Annotated in this window: 18 protein-coding genes; 8 read left to right on the forward strand and 10 right to left on the reverse strand. The window is 70.9% G+C overall.

The genetic code is table 11. The features are described from left to right. Positions 1-34 precede the first annotated feature (34 nt). A complete protein-coding gene (locus FHR82_RS19035; RefSeq protein ID WP_184811806.1) occupies positions 35-385 on the reverse strand; it encodes an anti-sigma factor antagonist in 351 nt (116 codons plus the stop codon). A 130-nt stretch (positions 386-515) separates the two neighbouring features. On the opposite strand from FHR82_RS19035, the gene FHR82_RS19040 reads away from it, so the two are divergent. Next, positions 516-1262 (forward strand): GAF and ANTAR domain-containing protein, encoded by a 747-nt coding sequence (locus tag FHR82_RS19040; RefSeq protein ID WP_311771164.1) that lies wholly within the window; start codon positions 516-518, stop codon positions 1260-1262. A gap of 1 nt (position 1263) precedes the next feature. On the opposite strand, the gene FHR82_RS19045 is transcribed toward FHR82_RS19040, so the two are convergent. Continuing rightward, positions 1264-2097 carry a glycosyltransferase gene (locus tag FHR82_RS19045; protein ID WP_184811807.1) on the reverse strand — a complete coding sequence of 278 codons (834 nt, stop codon included), beginning with the start codon at positions 2095-2097 and terminating at the stop codon, positions 1264-1266. A gap of 214 nt (positions 2098-2311) precedes the next feature. Between FHR82_RS19045 and FHR82_RS19050 the strand changes: the two genes are divergently transcribed. Next, the gene (locus FHR82_RS19050) at positions 2312-3391 is read left to right on the forward strand and encodes a calcium:cation antiporter (protein ID WP_221464001.1); all 1080 of its coding nucleotides are present in this window, start codon (positions 2312-2314) and stop codon (positions 3389-3391) included. A 255-nt stretch (positions 3392-3646) separates the two neighbouring features. Here FHR82_RS19050 and FHR82_RS19055 read toward each other — a convergent pair whose 3' ends face one another. Further along, on the reverse strand, positions 3647-4210 hold the full coding sequence (locus FHR82_RS19055) for a TetR/AcrR family transcriptional regulator (RefSeq protein WP_184811809.1): 564 nt from the start codon (positions 4208-4210) through the stop codon (positions 3647-3649). A gap of 104 nt (positions 4211-4314) precedes the next feature. Between FHR82_RS19055 and FHR82_RS19060 the strand changes: the two genes are divergently transcribed. Together FHR82_RS19060 and FHR82_RS19065 are read left to right on the forward strand one after the other, a co-directional pair. Beyond that, positions 4315-5184 (forward strand): SDR family NAD(P)-dependent oxidoreductase, encoded by an 870-nt coding sequence (locus tag FHR82_RS19060; protein ID WP_184811810.1) that lies wholly within the window; start codon positions 4315-4317, stop codon positions 5182-5184. A 60-nt stretch (positions 5185-5244) separates the two neighbouring features. Then, positions 5245-5766: a DUF1697 domain-containing protein gene (locus FHR82_RS19065; protein ID WP_184811811.1), complete on the forward strand. Its 522-nt coding sequence runs from the start codon at positions 5245-5247 to the stop codon at positions 5764-5766. 1 nt (position 5767) lies between these two features. On the opposite strand, the gene FHR82_RS19070 is transcribed toward FHR82_RS19065, so the two are convergent. Further along, the gene (locus FHR82_RS19070; RefSeq protein ID WP_184811812.1) at positions 5768-7240 is read right to left on the reverse strand and encodes a glycosyltransferase family 39 protein; all 1473 of its coding nucleotides are present in this window, start codon (positions 7238-7240) and stop codon (positions 5768-5770) included. 45 nt (positions 7241-7285) lie between these two features. Between FHR82_RS19070 and FHR82_RS19075 the strand changes: the two genes are divergently transcribed. Next, positions 7286-8107 carry an endonuclease/exonuclease/phosphatase family protein gene (locus FHR82_RS19075; protein WP_184811813.1) on the forward strand — a complete coding sequence of 274 codons (822 nt, stop codon included), beginning with the start codon at positions 7286-7288 and terminating at the stop codon, positions 8105-8107. 192 nt (positions 8108-8299) lie between these two features. Here FHR82_RS19075 and FHR82_RS19080 read toward each other — a convergent pair whose 3' ends face one another. Then, entirely contained in the window at positions 8300-8515 is a 216-nt protein-coding gene (locus FHR82_RS19080; RefSeq protein WP_184811814.1) for a hypothetical protein, read from the reverse strand. A 68-nt stretch (positions 8516-8583) separates the two neighbouring features. Then, positions 8584-8808 carry a hypothetical protein gene (locus tag FHR82_RS19085; RefSeq protein WP_184811815.1) on the reverse strand — a complete coding sequence of 75 codons (225 nt, stop codon included), beginning with the start codon at positions 8806-8808 and terminating at the stop codon, positions 8584-8586. 127 nt (positions 8809-8935) lie between these two features. Here FHR82_RS19085 and FHR82_RS19090 point away from each other — a divergent pair, with 127 nt between their 5' ends. The 3 genes from FHR82_RS19090 to FHR82_RS19100 are packed head-to-tail and all read left to right on the forward strand — an operon-like array spanning position 8936 to position 12292. After that, positions 8936-9142, forward strand: a complete 207-nt coding sequence (locus tag FHR82_RS19090; RefSeq protein ID WP_184811816.1) for a heavy-metal-associated domain-containing protein — start codon at positions 8936-8938, stop codon at positions 9140-9142. Between the two features lie 3 nt (positions 9143-9145). Continuing rightward, positions 9146-10054 carry a DUF8832 domain-containing protein gene (locus FHR82_RS19095; RefSeq protein WP_311771165.1) on the forward strand — a complete coding sequence of 303 codons (909 nt, stop codon included), beginning with the start codon at positions 9146-9148 and terminating at the stop codon, positions 10052-10054. A gap of 9 nt (positions 10055-10063) precedes the next feature. Next, positions 10064-12292 (forward strand): heavy metal translocating P-type ATPase, encoded by a 2229-nt coding sequence (locus tag FHR82_RS19100; RefSeq protein ID WP_184811817.1) that lies wholly within the window; start codon positions 10064-10066, stop codon positions 12290-12292. On the opposite strand, the gene FHR82_RS19105 is transcribed toward FHR82_RS19100, so the two are convergent. From FHR82_RS19105 to FHR82_RS19120, 4 genes are all read right to left on the reverse strand, one after another. Beyond that, positions 12279-12998 (reverse strand): DUF8692 domain-containing protein, encoded by a 720-nt coding sequence (locus FHR82_RS19105; protein WP_184811818.1) that lies wholly within the window; start codon positions 12996-12998, stop codon positions 12279-12281. The genes FHR82_RS19100 and FHR82_RS19105 overlap by 14 nt on opposite strands. Positions 12999-13138: 140 nt before the next feature. Next, positions 13139-13612: a hypothetical protein gene (locus tag FHR82_RS19110; RefSeq protein WP_184811819.1), complete on the reverse strand. Its 474-nt coding sequence runs from the start codon at positions 13610-13612 to the stop codon at positions 13139-13141. A 16-nt stretch (positions 13613-13628) separates the two neighbouring features. Then, positions 13629-14765: a phosphotransferase gene (locus tag FHR82_RS19115; protein ID WP_184811820.1), complete on the reverse strand. Its 1137-nt coding sequence runs from the start codon at positions 14763-14765 to the stop codon at positions 13629-13631. Between the two features lie 359 nt (positions 14766-15124). Next, the gene (locus FHR82_RS19120) at positions 15125-16534 is read right to left on the reverse strand and encodes a GH1 family beta-glucosidase (protein ID WP_184811821.1); all 1410 of its coding nucleotides are present in this window, start codon (positions 16532-16534) and stop codon (positions 15125-15127) included. Between the last annotated feature and the right edge of the window lie 10 nt (positions 16535-16544).

Raw genomic sequence — 16544 nt, forward strand, 5'->3', positions numbered from 1 at the left:
GTTGATCTTCGCGCCCCCGGCCGGGCCGCCCGGCTCAGTCCACAGTGGACTGATCGAGTGCGGCAGGCAGGTCCGGGCTGAGCCGGAGCACGTCCCGCAGCCCCGTGACCGTCACCGGCCGCAGCACCGCGGGGTTGTTCGCGACCACGGAGAGCCGCGCGCCGCGGGCGGTGAGTGCCGACCGCGCGTCGACGAGGATCGACAACCCGATGCACCCCAGGAACTCCACCTGCGACAGGTCGCACACGAGCAGTGTCGTCGTGGGGTCCGACAGGTGGGGCGACAGGCTGTCACGAAACGTGTCGGCCGTGACGAGGTCGATCTCACCGGCGACGGAGACGATCGCCACACCGCCGGTGACGGTTCTGCGGCGGATGCGAAGCATTGCCGAGCCAGCCAAAAGTGGCCTCCTGGGAACGAGGAAGCACGGCTGACTTCGTAACCGTGAAGATGGGCACACATTAGCAACACCGGAGGGAGTTGCCATCGACGCCCGCACCGCTCAGACTCCCTCCGTGCCAGACGACATCCTGAGCGTGGCGAGCGAGCTCGTCGAGATCACCAGACTGGTCGCCGACGACGATTTCAGTGCCACGATGGCCCGTTTCGTCACGCGGCTCGTTCGCACGGTGCCAGGCTGTGACGACGCCATCATCACGGTGCGGTCGGCGACCGGCGTCGAGACCGTGCACTCCAGCCGCGATCTCGGGTTCGACCCGCTCGTGCCCGGCCCGATCGTCGAGGCGGTGACCTTCGGCGAACCGCGCAGGCTCGACGACGTGGCGGTCGACCAGCGGTGGCCCTCGTTCGGCACGCAGTTCGTCAACGCCGGTTACCGCAGCTGCCTGTGCCTGCCGGTGTCCACGCCCGGCGAGGAGACCGCGGTGCTCACGCTGATCTCCAAGGACGCCGACCGGTTCGGCGAGTCCGCGTACGACCTGGTGCTGCTGCTGACGTTGCACGCCGGCGTCGCGTTCGAGAACGCGGCGCTGTTCCACGACTCCCGGGAGCTCGTGACCCAGCTGCGGACCGCGCTGCGCACCCGGTCTCTGGTGGGCCAGGCGCAGGGACTGCTGATGCGGCACTACACGTACGACTCGTCGCACGCGTTCGAGGTGCTGAAACGCGCGTCGCAGAACAGCAACCGCAAGCTGCGCGATCTCGCGGCGCTGCTGGTGAAGGCACACGAGGACAGGACCTTCGAGACCGCGCTCGCGGACCTCGGCATGGCCGAGCAGGACGTGACCTCGCCGTCGCACTGACTCAGGCGGCCTGTGCGAGCGGCGGTGCCGCGAGGAGCCCCTCGACGCGGTCCGCCGCGGTCGCCGGTGCGCCTGCGGCGGCCACCAGCTCACGGAGCCGTCGCGCGGTGGCGCGCGCGGGTTCGTCGACCCGCAGGTGCTCCACGAGCCTGCGCAGGTCCTCGGCGTGCGCGTCGTCGAACGAGGCGACGACCTTGGCGACACCCAGCCCGGCGACCTGCTCGGCGCAAGCGGTCTCCTCGGCCGACTTCGGGGCGAGGACCATCGGCACGCCGGCCCGCAGGCCCGCGCTCACGGCGGCGAGGCGGCCGTCGGTGAGGAAGACGTCGGCGTGCGGAAGTTCCGTGTCGCTCACGACCACCTGCCACTCGGTGTGGCCGAAGGCGCGCACCAGTGGCCCGAGCGCCGGGCCGTCGACCAGCAGCACCGGCCTGCGGCCGTGGCGGCGCCACGGGTTGTGCACGGCGCCGCGCGCGCCGGGGACGGTGAACACGTACGACTCGTACGCCCGCTCGTGCGGCCAGCCGTGCGGCGACTCGGGCAGGTTCTCGCCGGCCACGAGCAGTGGCAGGTCCCAGGCGCGGGCCATGTCGGAGGCGACGGCCGCCGTGCGCGGGTCGGCGACGACGGCGTCGAGGAAGAGCGGCGCCTCGAGCAGCTGTCGCTCGCTCCTGCCGAAGCTGATCGCCCGCACACCGGACCCGGCCTGCTCGTCGAGGTGGGGATCCCCGGACGCGAACGTGACCTCGTGGCCGCGTGCCCCGAGCTCCTCGGCGAGCCGCAGGGTCGGGTACAGGTGGCCCGGCGCGGGTCGGCTGAGGAAGAGGAGGTGCATACAGTGACGCTAGATCGGCTGGGTGGAGCTACGGTCCAACATCGGTCACACACGCCGCGCCCTGGTCAACCCGCCGCACGACCTGCGAGTCCGGCCGGCGCGCGCCGGCGACCTCCCGGTGTGAGAAATCGGACTATCCGGACTGGTCAGTCGGCGCGACGGCGGTCAAGGTCGTTAGGGTCGGGATGTGGGAGCGAACGGGCGTAGTGCGTGGTTGTCGTGGACTCGCGTCGTGCCCGTGCTCGCTCTTCTCGCGCTCGCCGGCACCTGGGGCCGGGACCTCGGCGTCGTCGTGGTCGTCATCGTCGCGCTCGTCCTCGCCGCGGCCGTGCTGGCCGCGGTGCACCACGCGGAGGTCGTCGCACACCGGGTCGGGGAGCCGTTCGGGTCGCTCGTGCTCGCGGTGGCGGTCACGGTCATCGAGGTCGCGCTCATCGTGACGCTCATGGTGTCCGGCGGGCCCGAGTCCGCGTCGCTCGCCAGGGACACCGTGTTCGCGGCGCTCATGATCACCACCACGGGCATCGTCGGGTTGTCGCTGTTGCTCGGTGCCCAGCGGTTCCGCGTGACCCTCTTCAACGCGGAGGGCTCCGGCGCCGCGCTCGCGACCGTCACGACGCTCGCCGCGCTCAGCCTCGTCCTCCCCACCTTCACGACCAGCCAGCACGGTCCCGAGTTCTCGTCCTCACAGCTCGCCTTCGCGGCGCTGGCCTCGCTGGCCCTGTACGGGATGTTCGTGCTCACGCAGACCGTGCGGCACCGCGACTTCTTCCTCCCCGTGGCCCAGGAGGGCCAGCGGGAACAGGAGGACTGCGACGAGCACGCGGCCCCGCCGAGCAACCGCGAGGCGCTGGTCAGCCTCGCGCTGCTGCTCGTCTCACTGATCGCGGTCGTCGGTCTGGCGAAGGTCGAGTCGCCCGCGATCGAGGAGGCCGTGGCCGGGGTCGGGTTCCCGCCGTCGTTCGTCGGCGTGGTGATCGCGCTGCTCGTGCTGCTGCCCGAGACGCTCGCCGCCGCGCGCGCCGCCCGTCGCGGCCGCATCCAGACCAGCCTCAACCTCGCCTACGGCTCCGCCATGGCGAGCATCGGTCTCACCATCCCGACGATCGCGCTCGCATCGTTCTGGCTCGAAGGCCCGCTGGTGCTGGGTCTCGGCTCCACCCAGCTGGTGCTGTTGGCGCTGACGGTCGTGGTCAGCGTGCTCACGATCGTGCCGGGCCGGGCCACGCGCCTGCAGGGCGGCGTGCACCTGGTCCTGCTGGCGGCGTTCCTGTTCCTCGCGGTAAACCCCTGAGCAACGCGGTTGTGTTAACGGGAAATCATGGTCCTCGCCGGACGGGCCTCCTCGCCGGAGGGGCAGGTCTCTGGGATGGCAGGCAACCTCGGGTGGGGTGTGGGGCTGGCGCCCCCTTCTGCGCCTTTCACGGCCAACCCGGAGCGCGGGGGCCGTCAGGCGCACACCGGCTTTGTAGGACACGCCCGGGAGGTATCGCTCCCACACGTCCTCCGCGACCGTCCGGCTGTGCGCGACTGTGCGCGCTGTGCGGGGTCAATCCCTGAGCAGCGCCCGCACGGCCGCGACGACGACCTCGCGCCGCCGCTCGTGCGGGATGTCCTCGGTGAGCAAGCCCATCTCGGGTGTCACCGCGAACCACAGCGACGACAGGTGCACCACGAGCGCCAGCACCTCCACCGGTGTGAACCGGTCCGGGATCAGGCCCTCTTCCTGCGCCTTGGTCACCGCGGCGAGCTTGTCGCGCGTGCTCGCGACCACCAGGTCGACCGCCGCGTACCCGCTGCCCTCCAGCCGGTACCAGTTGGCGAGCCGCGCCATCACCGGGTCGGCGGCGAAGCGGTCGTACAGCCTGCCCGCGTACTCCGGGAGGTCGGCCGCGTCGATCGGTGCCTCGCGCACCGTGTGCCCGGCCAGCTCGCGCATGACCGCGTCGAACAGGCCGTCCTTGTTCGTGAAGTAGTGGTAGATCTGCGCCTTGTTGCTCTGCGCCGCGGCTGCGATCCGGTCCACCCGCGCGCCCGCGATCCCGTACTCGGCGAACTCCTTGGCGGCCGCGTCGAGCAGCCTCCTCCTGGTCGCCTCCGCATCACCAGCCATGTGATCCACCGTACCTGACTAACCGTCTAGTTGACAGCGCCGCCATGGGGTGCTTCTCTGGAGACAGGAGCTAACCAACCAGTCAGTTAGAAGGTGTGAGAACCATGGCGAAGGTCTTCCTGGTCACCGGCAGCTCGCGGGGCCTCGGGCGTCAGATCGCGGAGAAAGCCCTGGCCGCGGGGAACGAGGTGGTCGCGACCGCGCGCACTCCGGAGCAGCTGTCCGACCTGGTCGAGCGGTACGGGAAGCAGGTGCGGACGGTCCAGCTGGACGTGACCGATCCCGAGGCGGCGCGTGCCGCGGTGGCCACCGCGGTCGCCGAGTTCGGCAGGCTGGACGTGGTCGTGAACAACGCGGGCTACGCCAACACCGCGGCCGTGGAGGACATCACCGACGCCGACTTCCGCGAGCAGGTCGACACCAACCTGTTCGGGGTCGTCAACGTCACCAAGGCCGCGGTGCCGATACTGCGCGAGCAGGGCGGCGGCCACATCATCCAGGTCTCGTCGCTCGGTGGCCGCATGACGACGCCGGGCATGTCCGCCTACCAGGCCGCGAAGTTCGCGGTCGGCGGCTTCTCGGAGGCACTGGCACAGGAGGTCGCGCCGCTCGGCATCAAGGTCACGGTGCTCGAGCCGGGTGGCATGCGCACCGACTGGGCAGGCTCGTCGATGAGGATCCCGCCGATCTCGGCCCCCTACGAGCAGACGGTCGGCCGGGTCGTGACCATGCTGCGCGGCAGCATCGTCACGCAGGCCGTCGGCGACCCCGCGAAGGTCGCGGACGTCGTGCTGACGGTCGCCGACCTCGTCGAGCCGCCGGTCCGCCTTCTGCTCGGCAGCGACGCCGTCAACTACGCCGCGCAGGTGGCGCGGGTCCGCGCGGAGACCGACGCGAAGTGGCGCGACCTGTCGGTGTCCACCGACCACGACGACGCCACGCAGGTCGACATCGACCCGCTGGCGGCGCTGTGACGTGACCATCCACCCGCGCGGGGCCGAAAAGTGTCGGTCCCGCGCGTTATCGTGCGCGCCATGGTCTACATCGCTCTGTTGCGTGCCATCAACCTCGCCGCCAAGAGGCGCGTGGCGATGGCCGATCTGCGCGCGTGGCTGACCGGCCTCGGGTACGACGACGTGCGGACGCTGTTGCAGAGCGGCAACGCGGTGTTCAGCACGAAGAAGAAGCCCGCGACCGTGCGCAAGGAGGTGGAGGCCGTGCTGGAGGAAGGTGCCGGCTTCCACATCGACTGCGTGCTGCGGACGGCCAACGAGTTACGCGCGGTGGTCGCCGCGGACCCGCTGGGTGCGGTGGCCACCAACCCATCCCGATACTTCGTGTCCTTTATGGACGTGGCACCGGCGTGGCCGGAGATCGACGCGGCCGCCTACGAGCCGGAGCGCGTGCACCTCGCCGAGCGCGAGGCGTACTTCTGGGTGCCGGACGGCACGCAGAACTCCAAGCTCCTGGCGGCGTTCCCGGCGCGCAAGGGTGCGATCGCGACCATGCGCAACTGGAACACGGTGACGAAACTCCTTGCGATGGCGGAGAAATGAGTCAGCTGTAGTGGCGGATCTCGGGCCACAGCGCCGCCCACGTCCGGACCGGACCGGAGCACAGCAGGATCGGCTTGCCCTGTTCCTCGTTCCACGAGCCGACGCCGTCGTCCACCGTGGCCTGGCGTTGGCAGGAGCTGAACAGCTGCCGCGTGCGTGGTGAGTCGGTGGCGATGATCACCGTGGCGACGTGTTCTTCCGGCATGGCACGCCACCACAGTTCGTTGTGCCCGCTGTAGACCGGCGGCAGGTCGTACTGGTCCGACCACCGGTCCACCGCACCGGCCTGTCCGTAGTTCTCGGCGAGCACGATCGTGTGCACCCGCTCCTCCGCCGAGATGGTGCTCGCGACCTCACCGATCTGCTCGGCGAACCGTTGCCATCCGATGGACTCGGGAGCGGTCTCGTTCACCTCGCCGATCGGCAGGTCGTCCAGCGCGGACACGGGGAGCACAGGGAGCCCCAGCGGCACGGACACGACCGCGGTGGCCACGAGCCCGAGCACCACCACGGTCTGCCGCACGGCCGTGGTCATCCAGGCCGCGACGGGCACGGACCCCGCCGCGCACAACGCCATCAGGAAGCCCACGACGTAGTCCGCGCGTCCACCCGAGTAGATCGTCGCCGCGCACGCCACCGGGTAGGCGATGACGAGGAACCGGAACGTGCGCCCCCGCCACAGCGACACCAGCCCGGCGACCGCCAGCACCGATCCGAACCCGAGCAGCCCGAACTGCAGCGGCCCGAACATGATCCGGTTGTCGGCACCGTCGTCGAGGTCGAGCGCCGTGGCCATCTGGGCCTGCGGCCAGTCGTGCGACGACTGGTAGAGGAGGTTCGGCAGCGCGATCGCCAGCGCCAGCACCGCACCGACCCACAGCCACTTCGACCCGAGCACCGAGTACGGACCCGCGAGGAGGATGCCGACGGCGATCCCGACCACGAGCAGGGCGATCAGCTGCCGGTTGTAGGTGGCGGCGCCGACCACCGCGCCGAACGCGAGCCACCAGCGGCTGTCGAGCTCGATCGCCTTGCACATGAACAAGATCGCCGCGGCCCACAGCGGCAGGTCGATGGTGAGCGTCAGCAGCATGTGGCCTGCGATGAGCGCCATCGACGACACCGCGATGGCGACCGCGGTGAGCACCTGCGCGCCGCGCGTGCCACCCAGCTCCCGGCAGATCTGCGCGACCAGCACGACGGTCACCGCGACCGCCAGCGCGGGCACGACCCGCAGCGCGACCACGTTGTCGCCGAACAGCGCGACCGAGAGCCGCGCGATCATCGGCGTGAGCGGGGGCGTGTCGAAGTACCCGGTGGCGGGCTGTTCACCCAGGAGACGGAAATACAACTCGTCCCGGTGGTAGCCGTACCGGGTGCTGACGGCCATGAGGGCGGCGAACAAGACGGTGGCGACCAGCGTGACTGGTGCCGCGGCGAAGATGGGCCTGGTGGGGACCGGGGCGTCAATCACGGGCGGGATTCTTCCGCAAAGATCCGCTCTCTACCATCACTTCTCATGTCCGGTCTCAGCATGCTGACCCTCAACATCGGCAGCCCGTCAGAAGAACGCGCCCACCGCCAGCTCGCGTGGCTCGCGACCAGGGACGAGGACGTGCTGGTGCTGACCGAGACCAGGACCAGTGACGGCTGCAAACACCTCGCCGACGCCTTCCGCACGGCCGGCTACGCGGTGCTCTACCCCAAGCCGGCCCCCGCCGAGTACGGCGTCATGATTGTCAGCAAGCTGCCAGTCCAGGCCGACCCGATCGGCAAAATGCTGTCGTACCTACCCAATCGGGTGACCGGGGCAATGATTTCCACCCAGATGGGTCTGATTCGCATACTGGGCACTTACGTTCCGACACGAGACGCAACGGCCGAGAAGACGGAACGCAAGCGCCGCTGGCTGTCGGAGTTCTCGTCGGCACTCGGTGCGGCAGGCCTGGCGGACGCGGGCGCGCAGACAGTGGTCCTGGGCGACCTGAACGTGATCGAACCGGACCACGACCCGGCCTACACGACGTTCCGCTGGTTCGAGTACGACTTCTACCGCGGCCTGACCGACAAGCACGGCCTGGTCGACGCGTACCGCCACCTGAACCCGGAGCGGGTGGAACACAGCTGGATAGGCCGCACGGGCGACGGCTACCGCTACGACCACGCCCACTGCGGCAAGGAACTGGCCGAGGAACTCGTCGAGTGCGAGTACGTACACGAGCCGAGGACGATCCGCCTGACCGACCACTCAGGACTGTCACTCCGCTTCTCCTGCGACGCGGGCACCCGCCTGGACACGTACGACGCCTTCGAGGCGGCAAGCCCACCCACGCTGTTCTGAGGAAGCGCGGTTCGCCGCGCCAGTGCTGTGTCCGCCAACGGTTGCCGGGTCCTCCGGCGGATTCGGCCGAGCCGACGGTGATGGGCGTGCCGGGGTGGGCTGGTTTGCCGTGAAAGGCGCGTTGGGGACGTTGAGTGCCCCGAAGGCGCCCTTCAGGGCATGGCCAGAACCCTGCACGGCGCAACGAAGCCACTAACCCACCGCGGACACCGAGACCAACTCATCGGCATGATCCCGAGCCAGATCAGCCAGTGCCTGCATGCGGGTGGCTTCCACACCTGAACCGCCGCTGGCCAGGTGGTCCAGGAGGTCCGCCTTGCGGCGGTACCAGTCCGCGACCTCGTGAGCGTCCGCGCCAGGACCGGGGGCGGTCCGCATCACCTGGCCCATCTCTTCCAGCGTGGTCATGTCTCAAGTGTGAGCGGAGTCACGCGTTCGCGGCCAGTGCGGTCATCAGTGATCGGGCCATGAGATTCTCACGCCGCCAGATGGGGGTTCGTGCGCAGCAGGTGGCTGACGCGGGTCCACCACGCGTCCAGGGTGAGGTCCTTCGCGAGGTCGGCATAGGTCACCGGGAGGCCGCGGATCCGAAGCATGTTCACGATTCGCATGACGTCCACCGAGGACAGCGGGAGCACACCGTCCTCATGGGACACTCCGGTGACGCGGGCGATCTCGTCCGCCAGGGCCTCGCGGGTCATGGTCGAGAGAGTGTCAGGGCCCGGTGGAGCGGTGCATGACTCTCACCCGTTTCATACCGTGCGGGGGTATAGTAGGTTTGACGCTAGCGCGGCCGGGTACGCCGCGAACGGACACGAGGAGTGACTGGTGGCTACGAACACGTACACGGTGACCGGGATGACCTGCGACCACTGCGTCGGCGCGGTGCGTGGTGAGGTCTCCCAGATCCCGGGCGTCACCGACGTCCAGGTCGACCTCTCCAGCGGGCAGGTCACCGTGACCAGCGACGCCCCCATCGACGTCGAGACCATCCGCGCCTCCGTCGACGAGGCCGGTTACGAGCTGGCGAGCTAGGCCGTGAACACCGCGGCGGTGAAACTCGGCGGCCTCGTCCTGGTCGTGGTGGCGGTGTTCGGCGCCGCCTACGGGATCGGCAACGTCGTCGGGCCCGTCGCGGAACCGGCACCCGTCGCGGCGGCGGAGCACGAGGGCATGGGGGAGACCACGAGCGGGCACGGGGACAGCCACGATGCCGCAGGGCCGCCCAAGGGGCTCCAGGTCAGTGAAGGCGGAGTCACGCTGGACGTGCTGACGCACGGCCTCGTCGCGGGCACCCCGGCCGACTTCGCGTTCCGCATCCTCGACGACGAGGGCCACGCGGTCACCGACTTCCAGCCGACGCACGACAAGCTGATGCACCTGGTCGTCGCGCGGCGCGACCTGTCCGGGTTCCAGCACGTGCACCCCGAGATGGCCGCCGACGGCACCTGGCGCGTCCCGATCACGTTCCCCGCCGCCGGTGACGTCCGCGTGTTCGCGGACTTCCAGCGCGAAGGCGAGGACGAGGGCCACACGCTCGGCATCGACGTTCCCGTCGACGGCGCCTACACGGCCACCCCGCTGCCGCCCGCTGCGCTGACGGCGGCCGTCGGGGAGTACCGGGTCACGCTGAGCGGAAAGCTCACGCCGGGCACCACCAGCAAACTGACGCTGTCGGTCGACAAGGGCGGTGTGCCGGTCACCGACCTGCAGCCCTACCTCGCGGCGTACGGCCACCTCATCGCACTGCGGCAGGGCGACCTCGCCTACCTGCACGTGCACCCGGACGGCGAGCCCGGCGACGGCACCACCAAGCCGGGACCGAACATCGTGTTCTACGCCGAGGTGCCGACCGCGGGCACGTACCGGCTGTACCTGGACTTCAAGCACGGCGACGTCGTGCGCACCGCCGAGTTCACCGCGGTCGCGGGCGGACACGGGCACTAGGAGGCGAACATGGCCACCGACCAGGTCGAGCTGGTGATCGGCGGCATGACGTGTGCGTCGTGCGCCGCCCGGATCGAGAAGAAGCTCAACCGCATGGACGGCGTCGAGGCCTCCGTCAACTACGCGACCGAAAAGGCGCTGGTCAACGGCACGGCGGCGACGGCGGACCTGATCGCCACCGTCGAGAAGATGGGCTACACGGCCGCCCTTCCCGCGCCGCCAGCGGAAGAGGACGAGGAGCCGCACGACGCCGAGGTCCGCTCGCTGCGCACCCGGCTGCTGGTGAGCGCCGTGCTCACGATCCCGGTCGTGGTCATGTCGATGGTGCAGGCCTTCCAGTTCGAGTACTGGCAGTGGGCGGCGCTGACGCTCACCGCGCCGGTCGTCGTCTGGGGTGCGCTGCCGTTCCACCGCGCCGCGTGGCTGAACGCGCGCCACGGCGCCGCGACGATGGACACCCTGATCTCCATGGGCACGCTGACCGCGTTCGGGTGGTCCCTGTACGCGCTTTTCCTCGGCACGGCAGGCATTCCCGGCATGGAGCACCCGTTCCGCATCACCATCGAGCGCACCGGCGGGACCGGCAACATCTACCTCGAGGTCGCCGCGGGTGTCACGACGTTCATCCTCGCCGGCCGGTACTTCGAGGCACGCGCGAAGAGCCGCGCCGGGTCCGCGCTGCGTGCGCTGTTGTCGTTGGGCGTCAAGGACGTCGCGGTCCTGCGGGACGGTTCGGAGACCCGGATCCCGATCGACGGGCTCGCGGTCGGCGACCGGTTCGTGGTGCGGCCGGGGGAGAAGGTCGCGACGGACGGCGTCGTCGAGGACGGTTCGTCGGCCGTGGACGAGAGCATGCTGACCGGCGAGTCGGTGCCCGCCGAGGTGTCGCCCGGCTCGGCCGTGGTCGGCGCGACCGTGAACGTCGGCGGGCGGCTCGTCGTGCGGGCCACCCGGGTCGGCGCGGACACCCAGCTCGCGCAGATGGCGCGGCTGGTCGAGCAGGCGCAGACCGGCAAGGCGCAGGTCCAGCGGCTCGCCGACCGGGTGTCGGCGTGGTTCGTGCCCGCCGTGATCGTCCTCGCGGGCGGGACGCTGGGCTTCTGGCTCGGCACGGGCGCGACCCCGTCGGCGGCGTTCACCGCGGGTGTCGCGGTGCTGATCATCGCGTGCCCCTGTGCGCTGGGCCTGGCGACACCGACGGCGCTGCTGGTCGGCACCGGCCGGGGCGCGCAGCTGGGCATCCTCATCAAGGGCCCCGAGGTCCTGGAGTCGACGCGCCGGGTCGACACCGTGGTGCTGGACAAGACCGGCACGGTGACGACCGGGCAGATGACGCTGGTGGACGTGGTCGCGGCCGACGGCGTCACCGAGGACGAGCTGCTGCGGTACGCGGGTGCGCTCGAGGACGCGTCGGAGCACCCGATCGCGAAGGCGGTCGCGGACGGCGCGCGGGAGCGGGTCGGCGCGTTGCCGCCGGTGACCGGGTTCGTGGCGCGCGAAGGGCTCGGTGTGCGGGGCACGGTCGACGGTCACGAGGTCGCCGCGGGCCGGGTGGTCGACGCGGGCCGGGTGGTCGACGGCGACTGGCTGCCGGACCTGCCGGACGCCCTGGCCGACGCGAAGGAGAAGGCCGAGGCCGACGGGAAGACCACGGTCACGGTCGCGTGGGACGGCGCGGCCCGTGGCCTCCTGGTCGTCGCCGACGCGGTCAAGCCGACCAGCGCGGCCGCGGTGGCACAGCTGCGGGCGCTGGGGCTCACGCCGGTCATGGTGACCGGTGACCACGAGGCGGTGGCGCGGTCGGTGGCGGCGGAGGTCGGCGTCGACGAGGTCATCGCGGGCGTCCTGCCCGCCGACAAGGTCGACGTGGTCAAGCGGCTGCAGGACGAGGGCCGGGTCGTCGCGATGGTCGGTGACGGCGTCAACGACGCGGCCGCGCTCGCGCAGGCCGACCTGGGACTCGCGATGGGCACGGGCACGGACGTGGCGATCGAGGCGAGCGACCTGACGCTCGTCCGCGGCGACCTGCGTGCCGCAGCGGACGCCATCCGCCTGTCCCGCCGCACCCTCGCGGTGATCAAGAGCAACCTGTTCTGGGCGTTCGCCTACAACGTGGCGGCGATCCCGCTGGCCGCCGCCGGGTTGCTCAACCCGATGCTCGCCGGCCTGACGATGGCCGCCAGCTCGGTGTTCGTGGTGACGAACAGCTTGCGGCTGCGGGGTTTCAGGGCCCTGTGAGGTAGCCGACCGACAGGCGGCCGGTCGCGTCCCTGGTGATGTCCAGGGACCGGATCGCGGCGGTCAGCATCAGCAGGACGCCGAGGTTCTCGCCCAGTTCCTCGGCGTGCAGCACCAGCACGTACAGCGGGCCGCTCTCGCCCTCGGCGACCAGCAGGCCCTGGATCAGCTCCATGCCCATGGCGGAGCCGAGCAGGAGCGCGAGGCCGCCGATCATGCACCAGCGGGTCACGCCCTGGAGCTTCACGGCGAGCAGGCCGAGCGCGGCCGCGACCGCGATGCCGGCGAAGATGCCCGGCACGAGCCAGTAGCCGGGGAAGCGCTCGAAGGTCACCCAGGACTGGCCGATCCGCTCGAGGCGTTCGTGCAGTGAGGTGTGGTCGTCGAGTGACAGCGCGGCCAGCACGGCCGCGGAGATGAACCAGGCGAACTTGAACCGCGGGGCGAGCGCACCGGTCACGGCGTGCGTGACCGCGGTCAGCACCAGCAGGCCCACGCTCCACCAGGTGGGCAGGTTGCCTTCGGAGAAGACGTCGAAGTAGACGCGCACCTCACCGCGTTCCGTGGTGAGCGGGTGGTCGATCAGCGCGGGGATGGCCATGCTGAGCACGGAGAGCGTGACGCTCACCCCCAGCAGCCACCACCCGATCGGCCGCAGTCGCACCGGTCTCGGCCGGACGATGTCGATCGTGGTCTCCGCAACCATGCGCTACTCCTCGCGTCCCCGTGCACATTAAAGGGTGATTAAAGACACTTGGCGTTCACCCCTTGATAACCACAAGGACGCCGTGGGCGGGGGATGAGGGCCCCCGCCCACGGCTGTTCCCTTACTGACCGGCTCGGGCGTCAGTCGGCGCTTCCCGCGCTGCCCGCGCTCGAGCCGCTGTTCCCGCTGTCCCCGGAGTGGACGCGCGGCTGCACCGGCGCGGGGGCCGGGCTGTCCGCGGAGGCCACGTTCGCGGGCGCGGGAGCCGGGGCGGGTGCCTGCTTCGCCGGGGCGGGCGGCGGAGCGGGTGCGGGCGGCGGGGCCACCGCCTCGCCGGGGGAGTCGGCCGCGGAGTCGGCGCTGCCGCCGGCACCAGGACCCTGGTACCCGGCCGCACCCGGTGAGTCCGCCGCCGAGTCGGCGCTGCCGCCCTGGTGCACCGGGGCACCGGGGGCGTTGGGCGAGTTCGCCGAGTCACCTGTCAGCTGCACCACCGGTGCATGTCCCGGATCCCGCAGCTCCACGTCGTCCGAGGCCATCGCGATGCCCGCACCCGCGAACCCCGCCACTCCGATCGTCGCGCCCACCACTACCCACGTGCGCTTGATGTTCATACCGATTCTCCTTCTCTCACTGTTGGTGCAGCCACTGCTCGGCGAGCGCGATCCGCCCGCCCGTCGCACGCCGCCACCCCGGGTCCGCGACCCGGTGCGGTCCGGTGGCGAGCGACAGCACGACCGCGGCCGTCCGCCGCGCCAGTGCCGCCGCGTCCAGGTCCCGTTCGAACCGTGCCCGCAACGCCGTGCCCGGGTGCGCCAGCCCGGGATGGATCTGCACCAGCACGTCCAGGTGCGCGAGCAGGCACGCGGCGTCGTCCAGCCGTTCACCGCGACCCGCGGTGTCGATGTCCAGCAGCCCGGTCACCCGCCCGGCGTCGACCATGAGCTGCGCCTCGTAGAAGTCGCCGTGCACGGGCACGTGCGGTCCCTCGGGTTCGCGGTGGTCGACCGCGGCGGCGACCGCCCGCGCCCGGCGGGCCAGCGCGGGTTCGACCGCGGCCACGACTTCCGCGTAGTGGCCGGCTTTCTGGCCCCAGGTGCGCCGGGCGGACCCACGGGCCAGCGGGGCCGGCAGGGCGTCGAGGACCGCGACCACGTCGTCGGCCACCACGTCCGTGTCGCCCGCCAGCAGTGCTGCACGCAGGGTGCGGCCGGGCAGTGCGGACAGGACCAGCAGGCCGTCCGGGGTCCAGCCGAGCGGGGCGGGGACGGGGGCGCCCGCCGCGCGGAGGTGCACGTCGTGCACGTGCTCGACGCGGTCCGGGCGCAACACCTTCACGAACACGGTGCCGACGGACGTGGTCACGGAGACCACCGCGCGCCGCCGGGGCCGGTAGGTCCGCACCTCGAGCCGCGGCGTGCCGCCGAGACCCAGCCGGGCCGCGAGCCGTCCCATGCGGACCGGGTCGCAGGCGGCGGCGAGGCCGGGGAGGTCGGGGTCGAACGGGAAGCGCCACATGCCGACCTCGGTGCGCCCGTCGGTCAGCCGGGTCACACCGTCTGGCACCGGGCCCCCGGCGGCGCCGAGCGTCTCGTGCGAGACCGACCCGTCCGGCCACTCGACGCGGGCCGCGTACGACACCGTCGTGTGGTCGTGGTCGACCTGCGTCACCGTCCAGTCCAGCGGGCGCCCGCCCGCCGGGCCGAGGACCGCGGCCAGCAGGTCACCGGCGTCCGGTCCGGACAGCAGTTCCAGTTCCGTGCTCACACCATGAAGACTGGGCGCCGCAGGTGAGTGCTTCCTGAGCTGTCGATGAAAGAACCTTCACGTCGGCGGCGACCTGACCGGCCGCCGCCGACGGAGCTAGTGTCCCGCGCCGGAAATCAGGCAACTGATTCGGCGGCCCAGCTTCCTGCTGGCGGCGTTGCCGGTCCGCCCAAGTACGATCCAGTACGAGGACGAACCGGCGCCTTGCCAGCAGAAACCTGGATCCACCGACTCAATCACCGCATTTCCGGCGCGGGACACCAGTGCTGTGGCCACCTACGGTGGCCGGGGTGGGTTCGTCTTCTGGTGGTGCCGTGAAAGGCGCTTTCGCAGCGCTGGCCATGCCAGAAGGACACGCGTCAGTGCCCGCGTGCGCGGCGGACGGTGTCCCGGTACCAGAGCGCGCTCTGCTTGGGTGTGCGGACCTGTGTCTCGTAGTCCACGTGCACGAGCCCGAACCGCTTCGCGTACCCGTAGGACCACTCGAAGTTGTCCATGAGCGACCACGCGAAGTAGCCGCGCACGTCCGCGCCCTGCTGCCGTGCCGCCGCCACCGCCGCGATGTGCGACGACAGGTAGGAGGTGCGGTCGTGGTCGGCGACGTAGCCGGACTGGTCCGCCTCGTCGTCGAACGCGGCGCCGTTCTCGGTGATCACCATCGCGGTGCCCGGGTACTCCTGGGACAGCCGCACCAGCAGCTCGGTGAAGCCCTCCGGCACGATCTCCCAGTCCATCGCCGTCACCGGACGCCCGAGCGGCACGTTCACCGAGATCGGGTTGCCGTCCTCGTCCTCGGTGCGGCCCGCCGCGTCCACCCCGGAGAAGCGGTGGCTGGAGTAGTAGTTCACGCCGAGCACGTCGATCGGCTCGCTGATGATCGCGAGGTCACCGTCGACCACGGGCATCTTGATGCCGCGCACGGACAGGTCGTCCATGATGTCGCCCGGGTACTGGCCGCGCAGCAGCGGGTCCAGGTAGATCCGCGCGCCGAGACCGTCGGCCCGCCGCGCCGCCTCCTGGTCGGCGAGGCTTTCCGTGGCGGCCATGGCGGTGCCCATGTTCAGCGTGATGCCCAGCTCGATCGGCTGCGTCGCCGCGGCGCGCATCCGTTGTGCGGCAAGGCCGTGGCCCAGCAGCAGGTGGTGCACCGCGTCCATCGCGTCGGCGAAGTTCTGCCGCCCGGGAGCCTGCCTGCCCTCGTAGTAGCCGAGCATCGCCGAGCACCACGGCTCGTTGAGCGTGGTCCACGTGCGCACGCGGTCCCGCAGCCGGTCGAACACCAGCATCGCGTAGTCCGCGAACCGGTACGCCGTGTCCCGCTCCGGCCAGCCGCCCTTGTCCTCCAACGCCTGCGGCAGGTCCCAGTGGTACAGCGTGACCCACGGGTCGACGCCCGCGTGCAGCAGCTCGTCGACGAGCCGGTCGTAGAACGCGAGGCCCTTCTCGTTCGCCGGGCCGGTGCCGTCCGCCTGGATCCGCGGCCAGGCCACGGAGAACCGGTACACGTCGACGCCGAGCGACTTGATCAGCGCCACGTCCTGCGGCATGCGGTGGTAGTGGTCGCACGCCACGTCGCCGTTCTCGCCACCCTCGACCATGCCCGGCGTCCGGCAGTAGGTGTCCCAGATGGACACCCCGCGGCCGTCCTCCTGGTACGCCCCTTCGATCTGGTAGGCCGAGGTCGCCACCCCCCACCGGAAGTCCGAGGGCAGGCTCGCGATGAGCTCCGCCTCGGACGCCGGTGCAACTGTGGTATCCAAGAGATCCATCCTCCGTAAC

The sequence above is a fragment of the Actinophytocola algeriensis genome (assembly GCF_014203735.1).
In the GTDB taxonomy this organism is placed as follows: Bacteria; Actinomycetota; Actinomycetes; order Mycobacteriales; family Pseudonocardiaceae; genus Actinophytocola; species Actinophytocola algeriensis.

Coding starts and splice junctions, on each gene's coding strand:
- FHR82_RS19085 (WP_184811815.1), bottom strand. CDS start 8,808: ATGACCCGCGAGGCCCTGGCGGACGAGATCGCCCGCGTCACCGGAGTG.
- FHR82_RS19100 (WP_184811817.1), top strand. CDS start 10,064: ATGGCCACCGACCAGGTCGAGCTGGTGATCGGCGGCATGACGTGTGCG.
- FHR82_RS19080 (WP_184811814.1), bottom strand. CDS start 8,515: ATGACCACGCTGGAAGAGATGGGCCAGGTGATGCGGACCGCCCCCGGT.
- FHR82_RS19055 (WP_184811809.1), bottom strand. CDS start 4,210: ATGGCTGGTGATGCGGAGGCGACCAGGAGGAGGCTGCTCGACGCGGCC.
- FHR82_RS19075 (WP_184811813.1), top strand. CDS start 7,286: ATGTCCGGTCTCAGCATGCTGACCCTCAACATCGGCAGCCCGTCAGAA.
- FHR82_RS19060 (WP_184811810.1), top strand. CDS start 4,315: ATGGCGAAGGTCTTCCTGGTCACCGGCAGCTCGCGGGGCCTCGGGCGT.
- FHR82_RS19035 (WP_184811806.1), bottom strand. CDS start 385: ATGCTTCGCATCCGCCGCAGAACCGTCACCGGCGGTGTGGCGATCGTC.
- FHR82_RS19120 (WP_184811821.1), bottom strand. CDS start 16,534: ATGGATCTCTTGGATACCACAGTTGCACCGGCGTCCGAGGCGGAGCTC.
- FHR82_RS19105 (WP_184811818.1), bottom strand. CDS start 12,998: ATGGTTGCGGAGACCACGATCGACATCGTCCGGCCGAGACCGGTGCGA.
- FHR82_RS19110 (WP_184811819.1), bottom strand. CDS start 13,612: ATGAACATCAAGCGCACGTGGGTAGTGGTGGGCGCGACGATCGGAGTG.
- FHR82_RS19065 (WP_184811811.1), top strand. CDS start 5,245: ATGGTCTACATCGCTCTGTTGCGTGCCATCAACCTCGCCGCCAAGAGG.
- FHR82_RS19045 (WP_184811807.1), bottom strand. CDS start 2,097: ATGCACCTCCTCTTCCTCAGCCGACCCGCGCCGGGCCACCTGTACCCG.